Source organism: Chlorobaculum thiosulfatiphilum (assembly GCF_006265165.1).
Taxonomy (GTDB): Bacteria; Bacteroidota; Chlorobiia; order Chlorobiales; family Chlorobiaceae; genus Chlorobaculum; species Chlorobaculum thiosulfatiphilum.
Genome location: NZ_VDCH01000004.1, coordinates 134,132 through 145,987 on the forward strand (window position 1 = coordinate 134,132; position 11,856 = coordinate 145,987).

6 protein-coding genes are annotated in these 11,856 nt (G+C 56.4%); 2 read left to right on the top strand and 4 right to left on the bottom strand.

The window, feature by feature from the left end; all coding sequences use genetic code 11:
• Positions 1 to 126: 126 nt before the first annotated feature.
• Both FGF66_RS03620 and FGF66_RS03625 read right to left on the bottom strand, forming a co-directional pair.
• A complete protein-coding gene (locus tag FGF66_RS03620; RefSeq protein ID WP_139456334.1) occupies positions 127 to 6,585 on the bottom strand; it encodes a non-ribosomal peptide synthetase in 6,459 nt (2,152 codons plus the stop codon).
• Between the two features lie 400 nt (positions 6,586 to 6,985).
• The gene (locus tag FGF66_RS03625; RefSeq protein ID WP_139456335.1) at positions 6,986 to 7,294 is read right to left on the bottom strand and encodes a hypothetical protein; all 309 of its coding nucleotides are present in this window, start codon (positions 7,292 to 7,294) and stop codon (positions 6,986 to 6,988) included.
• 197 nt (positions 7,295 to 7,491) lie between these two features.
• On the opposite strand from FGF66_RS03625, the gene groES reads away from it, so the two are divergent.
• Positions 7,492 to 7,779, top strand: coding sequence for a co-chaperone GroES (gene groES / locus FGF66_RS03630; RefSeq protein WP_069810345.1), 288 nt, complete (start codon positions 7,492 to 7,494; stop codon positions 7,777 to 7,779).
• 48 nt (positions 7,780 to 7,827) lie between these two features.
• Positions 7,828 to 9,471, top strand: a complete 1,644-nt coding sequence (groL, locus tag FGF66_RS03635) for a chaperonin GroEL (RefSeq protein ID WP_139456336.1) — start codon at positions 7,828 to 7,830, stop codon at positions 9,469 to 9,471.
• 102 nt (positions 9,472 to 9,573) lie between these two features.
• On the opposite strand, the gene FGF66_RS03640 is transcribed toward groL, so the two are convergent.
• Entirely contained in the window at positions 9,574 to 11,679 is a 2,106-nt protein-coding gene (locus FGF66_RS03640; protein WP_139456337.1) for a GAF domain-containing protein, read from the bottom strand.
• The coding region (locus FGF66_RS12785; protein WP_211341968.1) for a hypothetical protein at positions 11,664 to 11,856 on the bottom strand (193 nt) is incomplete at its 5' end. The genes FGF66_RS03640 and FGF66_RS12785, both read right to left, overlap by 16 nt.

The following is an 11,856-nucleotide window of genomic DNA, read 5'->3' on the forward strand; positions in this document are numbered from 1 at the left end:
AGCGGGAACAGTTCAGCGCTTCGCATCGCTGTTTTTTCTCCTATAGGTCTTATAGGTCGTGTAAGTCCTATAATGCTGAACTTGCGAAGAAAGAAGAGCTTCCTCAACTACCTTGCTCCCTCATTTTCAGCATTCACTCTCCAACCCACCGCGATTCGCTTCGTACACCATCTTTCTGGCGCGTAACGCCGAACCGGGCCGGAGAAACGCTTTCTCTCCTGTATCGATAAACCCCTTCGATTCGTACAGCCCGATTGCGGCCGTCTGGATTTCGGAGACCTGGAGTTCCATTTTCCGTGAGCCTCGCGAAACGGCCCATTCGATGATGGTATCGAGAAGGCGTGAAGCCGCTCCTTTTCCTCTGGACTCGCTCTCGACCCACATCCAGCGGAGTTCGGACAGCTCCGGTTCATTGGCGCTGATTCGTGCGGCGGTAAAGCCGATGCATCGCTGGTCGAGAAATGCCAGAAACATCGCCTCGTCTGGTGAATCGACGATGAAATCGAGTAACTGTTCCCAATAGCTCAGCGGTTCGTTCTGAACCTGATCGAGCGTGGCGACAAAAGCGTCGGGGGACTCTCTGATCGAACGCAAAGAAACAGTGCGCAACAGTTGGCTGTCTTTTTTTTCAGCCGCCCGGATGACGGTTCCGCGAGTTGCCGGTTCGGCGATGGGCGTCGCCGTTTTCAGGCTCTTTTCAATCGATTGCATCAGCTTCATGGCCAATGTTCCGACATGTGGATCGGCAAGCATTCCGAAATGATCGCCCGGACAATCAATGACCTCGACACCGCAGGAGGCAATCGCGCCCCATCCGAACTGAGGATCGAGGGAAAAACCGTCGCTACCCAGCCGTTCCCGGCTTTTGAACAGCACGACCTTTTCGTCGCAAGGTTGCGGCTGATAGTGAGTCAAGGCATCATCGTTCTGATTGTTTGCGGTAAATTCCTTCAGAAACACCGGCAAGCGCCTGAAACCATACCGGCGGGTGTACACGCGCAGAAGCATCCGGGAGTACCACTGGTTGCCTTTTTCGATAATGCCAAGCCACTGGTATCGCAATATTTCGGCTGCCTTGCCGATCAGATAGGAGATTCCCTCGCTTCTGAATTTTTCACGATGCCGGCGCATCTTCTCTGCTCCCGACACCACGGGAAAGGCTGCGGGCAGATTGGTGTCGAAGAGCGCAATCAGACGGACATCGTCTCCGGCGCGTCGAAACTCTCTGGCCATTTCAAAAGCGACGATGCCTCCGAAAGAGATGCCCGCCAGCAGATAAGGCCCGCGCGGCTGAATCCTTCTGATCTCCCGGACATAAAGCTTCGCCACCTCTTCTGCCCTGAAACCTTCGGCGGGATACTCTTCGAGCAGGTGAATCGAAAGTCCATAAACCGGCAGTTCAGGGTGGAGGCGTCTGACCAAAGGTCGGCAGAACTTCAATCCTGTGCCGAGAATATGAATGAAAAACAAGGGCGGATACGATGCTCCGGAATCGACGGAGTGGATGCAAACCGTGGGCGATGATTCGGGTACCCACTCCTCGTCGGCGATCCTTCGGGCAAGTTTTTCGATTGTCAGGCTCTGAAAAAGCCCGGACAGGGTGACTTTTTTGTTGACCTTTTTCTGAATTTGCGAGCACAATCTCACTGCCAGAAGAGAGTGGCCGCCAAGCTCGAAAAAGTCATCCCTGATGCCTATCGGATGGGTACCGAGAACCTCTTCCCAGATTTCGACAAGGGCGCTTTCGAGTTCGTTTCCCGGAGGGGCGCAGGGTTTCGTTCTTTCGATAACGGCGCTCGAGTCGGGCAAGGGGAGCGAGCTTCGGTCGATCTTGCCATTGGGCAGCAGCGGGATCTTTTCGATCGGAATGAAGTGAGATGGCACCATGTACTCAGGCATCTTTTGCGCCAGGTACGCCCTCAGCGCGGCGGTGGCGAGGCTTTTGTTCTCCGGGACGAAGTAGGCCGCCAGCGAGCTTTTTCCCTGGTCGTTTTTCAGTTCGATGACCGCGGATTGTTTGATCAGCTCGTGCTGGTCGAGTATCGATTCGATCTCGCCAGGTTCGATCCTGAATCCCCGGATTTTCACCTGATTGTCGCGTCTGCCGAGAAACTGGAGATTGCCGTCGGAGAGGCTGCGGACCATATCTCCCGTCCGGTACAGCCGGCCTTTCGGCTGGCTCTCGTGAAAACAGTCATCGATAAATCGCTCGGCGGTCAACTCCGGCAGGTTGAGATACCCTTTCGCGACGCCTGCGCCTCCGATCAGCAGTTCGCCGGGCATGCCGAACGGAACCCGGCGCAACTGCTCGTCCACGACGTAGAGCCGCGTATTGGCGACAGCTTTTCCGATGGGAAGTCCGCGGTTCGCATCATAGGCGCAGGTAATTTCTGCCGGGTCGCCATACGCCGATACGACCGTGCATTCGGTAGGCCCGTAGGTGTTGACAAGTCTGACCCTGCCGCCGCAACCCTGTTGCCATTTGCGGAAGTCCGTTACCGATGCCTGTTCTCCGCCGATAATGACCGTTCGGAGAGACGCCGGTATCCTCGCGGCGTTTACCGAAACTCCGTGAACGAGCTCTTTCCAGAACGCCGTCGGAAGATCGATGACGGAGATGTCATGGCTTTCGATAAATGCAAGAAAATCGGGTACCGAAATTGCCGGATCGAATGTCCTGATGAGCAGCGTCGCTCCGGCGGCAAGGGTCATGAATATCTCTTCGACCGATCCGTCAAAGCTCACGGAAAAAAACTGAAGCACCGTGTCGCTACCCGTAACTCCGTAGGCATCCGCTGCCGAAACGGCCAGATTCACAACTCCCCGGTGCTGAACTACGATGCCTTTCGGCGTTCCCGAGGTTCCCGAGGTGTACATGATGTAGGCGGTGTCATCGGCTCCGGCCAGTGAATCCGGATTGCCACGGGAGCGGCCTGGCTCGGCCGCATCGATCCGGTCGAGCAAGAGCAGATCGATGGAATGGTCGAATGCCAGCGCCTGCGCGGAGAGCGAATCGGTGACCGCGAGCCGTATTCCGGAGTCGCGCGCCATATACTGAATGCGCTCTTCCGGGTAGTGACTGTCGAGAGGAACGTAGCAGCCACCGGCTTTCAGAATGCCGAGCATTCCGACCACCATGCGGGCGTTTCGCTGAAGGCAGAGGCCAACGGGAACATTGGGGCCGACTCCGCGCTGCCGGAGCAGACGAGCCAGATGGCTGGCCTCATCGTCGAGTTCCCGGAAGGTCAGCGAGTGCGCCTCACAGCAGACGGCGATACGATCTGGCGTTCGTGCAGCCTGACGCTCGACAAGTTGGTGGCAGCAGGTGACTTCGAGCGGTTTTTCTTCTCCGGCATACCGCGATGTTTCCGGCGCCGAAGGCAGGTTCCAGCTCGAAACCGGAGTATCGGCATCCTGCAAGGCATGGCTCGCGATCCAGAGATAATCGTTCGCGATCCGCTCGATGGTATCGCCATGAAACAGATCGGTGTTGTACTCGATCCAGCATTCGATCGAGCCATTTTTCAGCTCTGCATTCAGGAGCAGATCGATCTTGGCCGTTTCGTTGCCCACCTCTTCGTACGTGAACGAAAGATCGCCGGCACGAAAAACCGGCTCAGTGGGGTTTTGCAGGATGAAAAGATTCTGAAAAACCGGATGATGCCCACGTTCACGATGCTGAATGGCGTTTTCAACGACAATCTCGAACGGCGCGTCCTGATGGTCGAATGCTTCGAGGGAGGCTTTTCTGACTTGCAGGAGCACGTCTGAAAAATGCGGATCGCCAGTGAAACCGGTTCTGATCGCCAGACTGTTTGCCATCAGACCCACGATAGCCGCGGTATCCGGATGGTTGCGGTTGGCGATGGTCGTTCCGGTGATGATATCGTTTCTGCCCGTGTATCGCCGGAGCAGAATCTGAAACGATGCCATGAGGTACATGAACAGTGTGCAACTGCTTTGCAGGCAGTAGTCGCTGATGGCGCTGGCGATGTCGGGCGGAATGGAAAAGGCTCTCCTTGCCCCGGAAAACGAGTGAACCGACGGTTTTGAATAGTCGTACGGAATATTCTGCATGAATGACGCTCCGTGTAACCGTTCAATCCAGTACTGCGTCTGCTGATGGAGCGCTACGCTGTTTAACCGGTCGTGCTGCCAGAGGGAAAAATCACCGTATGAGATTTTTTTGTCGGGCAGAACCGGAGTTTTTCCAGCGCAAATGACTTCATACGCGGCGGCGAACTCTCTGAAAAAAACAGAGGCTCCCCAACCATCGATGATCAGATGATGAAATGTCAGAAACAGTTGGAACTCATGCTTGTCCACAATGACCAGGCGCAGTTTCACCAACGGCCCCGTCTCGAATCTGAACCGGTGCCGACCCTCTGCTTTCCGGATTTTTTCAAGTTCGGCGGCTTTACTTTTCCGAGGGTAATCCGAAAGATCCTGCACCGTCATATCGGGGGTCATGGATGGCAGGACTCGCTGGACGAGCGCTTCGTCCTGAAGCTCGAAGACGGTTCGCAGAGCCTCGTGCCGATCGAAGAGAAACGCAAACGTCTTCCTGAGCTGCTCGGTTCGCAGCGGCCCCGAAAAGCGAACGATGACGGGAATGTTGAACAGTGTTCCCTCCTCCTGATACTGCAAAAAGAGCCAGATGCCTTTCTGAATCACGGAGGCTGGAAACACTCTGCGATGCGGCTCTGATGGCGTGATGGCGTAGGTATCATCGACCAGTTTCTCCGTTCGGGTGATTTCACTGGCGAGTTGCCTTACTGTTGGATGTTCAAACACGAAGGCAAGCGGAATATCGACGCTCCAGCGGTTTCGTATGAGCGCGCAGAGCCTGGTGGCCATGAGCGAATGACCGCCAAAAGCGAAAAAATTGTCATCGACGCCGGTTGCGCTTATGCCGAGAATTTCCGAAAAAACAGCGGCGAGCTCCACTTCCAGAAGGGTTTCGGGAGCGGAAAAGCCTGTCGATCCTTCTTGCAGATAATCCGCCCTTGCCGGAGGCGGCAACGCCTTTCTGTCTGTTTTGCCATTGGGAGTCATCGGGATTTTTGACAAGAACACAAACGCGCCCGGAATCATATAAGCCGGAAGCGAATTTTCTGCGAACGCTCGAAGTTGCTGCGGGGTGACCTTGCCCGGGGGTTCGACGACGCAATAGGCCACAATTTTTTTCGAGCCAGGCTCATCTTCGCGTAGCATGACCACGGCATCGCTGACCGCCTCATGACGTTTCAGGATAGCTTCGATTTCACCGGCCTCGACTCTGTAACCCATGTACTTGAACTGCGAATCTTTTCTGCCCGCGAATGCCAGCTCGCCGTCGGGAAGCAGCACGGCCAGATCGCCGGTGCGATACATGCGACAGTCATTTTCCCTGAAGTCCGGATCGGGCACGAAAAGCTGTTCGTTGAACTCCGGACGGTTCAGATAGCCTCGCGAAACGCCGACGCCGCCAATGTAGATTTCTCCCGGCTGTCCGCTGGCTGCGGGATTGCCGTTTTCATCGAGCAGCGCGATATGCATGTTCTGCACTGCCTTGCCGATGGGCACGGTTTCGTGGCCAGCCGTGCCGGCATCGATGGTGTGCAGCGTTGCGCAGATGGTGGTTTCGGTCGGGCCGTAACCATTGATGATGGTCAGTTCGGGAAGAGAGCGCTGCAATCGCAGCAAAACTTTTGAAGGGATGGGTTCAACCCCCGTGAGCAGTCGTCGAATCCGGCTTTCGCCGGAATGACGCTCGACCCATGCGGTCAGTTCGGCTACCATCATGGGTGGAACGTAGGCGCTGGTTATCTGATTGGCATGGAGCCACTGCATGAACGCGGAGCTGTCTGCGCGAACAGGCTCCGGGACAATCAGGAGCGTTGCGCCTTCAAGCAGGGCGGAGAATATTTCGTAAACGGAGACGTCAAAATTCGGGGTTGTCCACCAGCTACACCGGTCTTTCGGGCCAAGAGTCCTGCGTTGCTGAATGTCGTCGAGCAGATTGATGACCCCCATGTGATGACAGCAAACTCCTTTCGGGTTGCCTGTCGTGCCGGAAGTGTAGATGACGTACGCAGTTTGTCCGGAAGTGGTTGCCGCCTGACAAACCGGTTCTGCGGCAGACGATTCCGGCGCGACGTCGTCCATAAACAGCAATGACGACGAGGGGCGGAACGACAAGGCTTTCCTGAAGCGCTGTTGCGTCAGAATCAGCGGCAATGAGGCATCGTCGATGATATATCCGAGCCGTTCCGAAGGGTAGGCGGGGTCGAGTGGCACCCAGGCGCATCCTGCCTTCAGGATGCCAAGCAATCCGGCAACAGTTTGGCAAGAGCGGCCTGCGCACAACCCGATGAACGATCCGGGAGCTATTCCGTTCTGTACTACAGCTTCGGCAAGGCGATTGGCCGCTTCATTCAGTTCTCCATAGGTCAGCTTACCAGAGTCGTCGATAACCGCCGGATTGTCTGGCAAGAGAGCCACCTGTTTCCGGAACAACTCATGCAGACACTGGAAAATGTCATAATAGCGAAGAGGCGTTTCCAGGCCATACCTGTTTTCAATGTCCGTTATTCTCTGTTTCATGGTGCCCGGTATCAACGGTTAACCCTTTCCCCGACAAATCGGTCAGCGGGCAACGAAGCGAGGTTACTGACGAAGTGCTTGCTGTGGCGGCAGGAAAAATGGGCCGATTCAGCGGTATCGATCAATCGACCGGAAGCATCAGGCGATTGTTTCGAGCCGCTTGTATCCTGTTTGCATTATTCTGCCATTTTTTTAACACATATACGAAACGTAACATTTGATGATCAATTCTGAAAATTAACAGCAGCTCTTTCGTTATCGGTAGCCGAAGGAATGCGTGGCTTCCAGATAAGCGCTCGCTGGCAGGCTTGCGGGGGTATGTGCAAGGTTGGAAAAGTTCAGCGCTTCGCATCGCTGTTTTTTTTCTATAGGAGAAAAGCCTGAAGCAAGAGGAACTTCCTCAAATATTCATCTTCAGCGGATCGTCCTCGAGTGCGCCGCCGTGGAGGCGGATGTGGGGGTAGTGCGATTCGGTGCGCTCGGTCCAGGCGGCGTCGCCTTTTTCAACGGCGGACTCGTTCTGTTTCACCGACACGCGGTTCATGGCGAGGGCTACGATCTCGCGCAGAATCTCGTGGTTGAGCCTGTCGGCCTCCGTGGCGACGTCGTCCCTGACTTTCGAGGCGAGGCTCTCCAGTTTTTCGAGGGTAACCTTGCCAATAGCGGTGAGCACCTCGGGGCTTCTTTTGTTACAATCAGTTGAACTCATAGTCCAAGCTCTGGTTTCAGGGTTTGGGGGCGCTCAACAATAAAAAAATATTTGCTGCCCGGAAATCTTTTTTTTATAATTATCCCCGTGTTAGCACTCTCCTTTGTTGAGTGCTAACGGCAACTGAACCCCGCGTTCAGGCAGTTTCTGACTTACAAGAGACGATTCATTAACCAACCCAAACGAGAAAGAAGACAATGAACTTGAAACCATTAGCTGATCGAGTTATTGTTAAGCCCGCGCCTGCCGAAGAGAAAACCAAGGGCGGCCTCTACATTCCCGATACCGGCAAGGAAAAACCGCAGTATGGCGAAGTTGTCGCCGTCGGCGAAGGCAAAGTTGCCGACAACGGCCAGCTTGTCCAGATGCAGGTGAAAGCCGGTGACAAAGTGCTGTACGGCAAATACTCTGGTACCGAAGTTCATGTCGAGGGTGAGGACTACCTCATCATGCGTGAGTCCGACATCTTCGCGATTCTTGGCTGATCCATTCACAATCTGTTTTTAAAAATCCTTAAGGAGGAAAACGTTACAATGACTGCAAAAGATATTCTCTTTGACGTCGAGGCACGTGCCAAACTCAAGGTTGGCGTCGATAAACTCGCCAACGCCGTGAAAGTCACGCTCGGCCCAGCCGGTCGCAACGTGCTCATCGACAAAAAATTCGGCGCTCCGACCTCCACCAAGGACGGCGTGACCGTCGCCAAGGAGATCGAACTTGTCGATCCCGTCGAGAACATGGGCGCTCAGATGGTTCGCGAAGTGGCTTCCAAGACCAGCGATGTCGCCGGTGACGGCACCACCACGGCAACCGTGCTCGCCCAGGCCATCTACCGCGAAGGCCTGAAGAACGTCACCGCAGGCGCTCGCCCGATCGACCTGAAGCGTGGCATCGACCGCGCCGTCAAAGAGGTTGTCGCCGAGCTGCGCAACATCAGCCGCTCCATCTCCGGCAAGAAAGAGATCGCCCAGGTCGGCACCATCTCCGCCAACAACGATCCTGAAATCGGTGAGCTGATCGCCGAAGCGATGGACAAGGTCGGCAAGGACGGCGTTATCACCGTCGAAGAGGCAAAGGGCATGGAGACCGAGCTGAAGGTTGTCGAAGGTATGCAGTTCGACCGCGGCTACCTCTCTCCCTACTTCGTGACCAACCCCGAGACCATGGAAGCCGAGCTCGACGAGGCGCTCATCCTGATCTACGACAAGAAGATCAGCAACATGAAAGAGCTGCTCCCGATTCTCGAAAAAGCCGCCCAGTCGGGCCGTCCGCTGCTCATTATCGCCGAGGACATCGAAGGCGAAGCGCTGGCCACCCTCGTGGTCAACAAGCTGCGCGGTACGCTGAAAGTCGCCGCCGTCAAGGCTCCCGGCTTCGGTGATCGCCGCAAGGCCATGCTCGAAGACATCTCCATCCTCACCGGTGGCACCGTTATCTCCGAAGAGAAGGGCTACAAGCTCGAGAACGCCACGATGGCCTACCTTGGTCAGGCGTCCCGCATCACCATCGACAAGGACAACACCACCATCGTCGAAGGCCGCGGAAAGCAGGAAGAGATCAAAGCCCGCATCGCCGAGATCAAGGGCCAGATCGACAAATCGACCTCCGAGTATGACACCGAGAAGCTCCAGGAGCGCCTCGCCAAACTCTCCGGCGGCGTTGCCGTGCTCAACATCGGCGCATCGACCGAAGTCGAGATGAAAGAGAAGAAAGCCCGCGTCGAGGATGCGCTGCACGCAACCCGCGCAGCCGTTCAGGAAGGCATCGTGGTCGGTGGCGGCGTCGCCCTGATCCGCGCCATCAAGGGTCTCGCCAATGCCGTGGCCGACAACGAAGACCAGAAGACCGGCATCGAGATCATCCGTCGCGCGCTCGAAGAGCCGCTCCGCCAGATCGTGGCCAACACCGGCACCACTGATGGCGCCGTCGTGCTCGAAAAGGTGAAGAACGCTGAAGGCGATTTCGGCTTCAACGCACGTACCGAACAGTATGAGAACCTGGTGGAAGCCGGCGTGGTCGATCCGACCAAAGTGACCCGCAGCGCGCTCGAGAACGCCGCTTCGGTCGCCAGCATCCTGCTCACCACGGAAGCTGCCATCACCGACATCAAGGAAGACAAAGCCGACATGCCTGCAATGCCTCCGGGCGGCATGGGCGGCATGGGTGGCATGTACTAATATCGAGAGTACGCCAATTCAGCACAAAAGCCCCGGATTTCCGGGGCTTTTTGCGTTGGGGGATTCCTGTTACCGAAACGGCAAAGCTGGTCTTTACCTGACCTATCTGACCAATTCGGCGCAGGCGAGAATGGCGCTGATGGTTTGGGTCAGTTCGCTGATTCTGAACGGCTTGCGGATGAAGTGAGTCTCGTGATCAGTCGTTCCATCCAGCGTGGTCATGTCGATGGTGTAGCCTGACATGAAGAGCGTTTTCAGATCGGGGCAGAAGGCGAGCAGCTTTTCCGAAAGCTCCTTTCCGTTGATTTCCGGCATGACTACATCGGTCAGCAGCAGGTCGATCGCGCAGCCCGACTCCGCCGCGATTCCGATGGCTTCGTTCGGTGTCGTAGCCGAAAGCACCGCGTAGCCGCTCTTTTCGAGCAGGGACTTGATGACCTGAACGATAGCCGGATTGTCATCGACCAAGAGTATCATTTTCCGGCTTTCATGGCCGGTTTCGCAGTTTGCGGGTTTCACGCCTGAGTCGATAGTAGCGGTATCGAGCAGTGGTAGATAGACCGTAAAGCGTGTGCCCTTGCCCGGCACACTCTGGCAATCGAGAAATCCCTTGTTCTGCTTGACGATTCCATAGACGGTCGAAAGCCCCAGGCCGGTGCCTTTGCCGACTGCTTTGGTGGTGAAAAAGGGTTCGAAGATGTGCGGGCGAACGCTCTTGTCTATGCCGCAGCCCGTGTCGATCACCGAAATCGCGGCGAAGTGGCCCGGCGTTTGGCAGGGGTGACCCGAGAAGCATTCGGAGGATTCTACCCGGACGGTCGCGGTTTCCACGGTTACCGATCCCGCGCCGGTCATTGCGTCGCGAGAGTTGGCGCAGAGGTTCGTCATGATCTGGTCGAGCTGGGAGGGATCGAAAAAAATCTTAGCCTCCCGAGCGCCCGGACGCCACCTGAAATGCCCCTGTTCGCCAACCAGCTCTTGCAGCATCGGCATTTCGCCGCCAAGCGCCGCATCCAGACTCATCACCTCAGGAAGGATGGTCTGTTTTCGCGCGAAGGCCAGCAGATGCTGGATCAGATTGGCCGCCCGCATGGTCGAGTCGCGGATGTTCAGCAGGCTCTCGATATTCGGGTCGTCGCTGCCCATGTCGTCGATGACGATTTCTGCATGGCCGAGAATGGCGGTGAGCACATTGTTGATGTCGTGCGCGATGCCGCCCGCGAGGCGCCCGATCAGCTCCATTTTCTGGGTGTGCTGAAGCGCCTCCTGTGTTTTTCGCTCCGACTCCTCGGCATATTTTTTCGCGATGATGTCCCACGCCACGCCGGTCAGCATACTCACCAGCCGGACGTCGTCCTCGTCGTAATTGACCGGTTTGTTGCCGATTTCGAGCGTTGCCGCCACCTTGCCGTTGCGGATGATCGGCACGATCAGCTCGCGTGTCGCTTCGTGATGCGGCGAGTATTTGCAGTTGCAGTGCCTGAGCGTGGCGTGATCGTTGTGAATGACGGCCCTCTTTTCGCGGATGACATCCGCCGATACGCCGAAGTCGATCACCGCTGGATGAGGGGCGCGGCCGCAGTTATCGGTTTTGGCGTTGTTTGAACAGGCGTGCCGCAAGAGCGTCTGGTCGTTCGGCACGAAGTTGAAAAATCCGAGGGTGCTGCCGGTCAGGCGTTCGGCCTCGTCGAGCGTGAAGGTGAGCAGCTCTTCGGTCGAAGCGGTGTCGGCCAGTTCGAGCAGCCGGAGCCTGAACGCCGTCAGCGCCTCGAAGTGCTGGCGCTCGCTGTTGTCTTGCGCGATGCAGAAAAGCACGCTTTTGCCTTGCCGTTGCATTGCGGTGAAGGTCAATTCCATGTGCCGGAGCGAGCCGTCGGTTTTGCGGTGCATGGTTACGAAGCGGCCCTGCTTCCGCGCCGCAAGTTCTTTCAGCCACGACTCACGCCGCGCCCATGATGTCGCATCGATCTGTCGCATATTCATTGCGCGGAGCTGCTCGACCGGCCAGCCGTAAAACTCCGCCGCCGCCGGATTGGCATCGGTGACGCCGCCGGTTTCGGCATCGACCAGCAGCATCACCGCCGGATGGCTCACGAACACCGTCATGAAAAAGGCATCGTTTTGCGGTGTCTCGTCCGGGCGCTCGCCATCCTTCTCGGGCGATGGCGAGCGCCGTTTGTCGATGTTGTCGATCAGGTCGTCAGGCATGGCAAGCGGCGCTTTTGACAATGGGGTGGATAAATAATGCAACTATGCAATGATACTCGATTTTTTTGACAACGTATAGCGAGAAGCTGGATTTTCTTTAGGGCATCTCTAAAAAGAGCGATTTGAAATATTCTTCTGACCAGCGACATCGAAACAAGGCGATATTGCCCTGCAAAC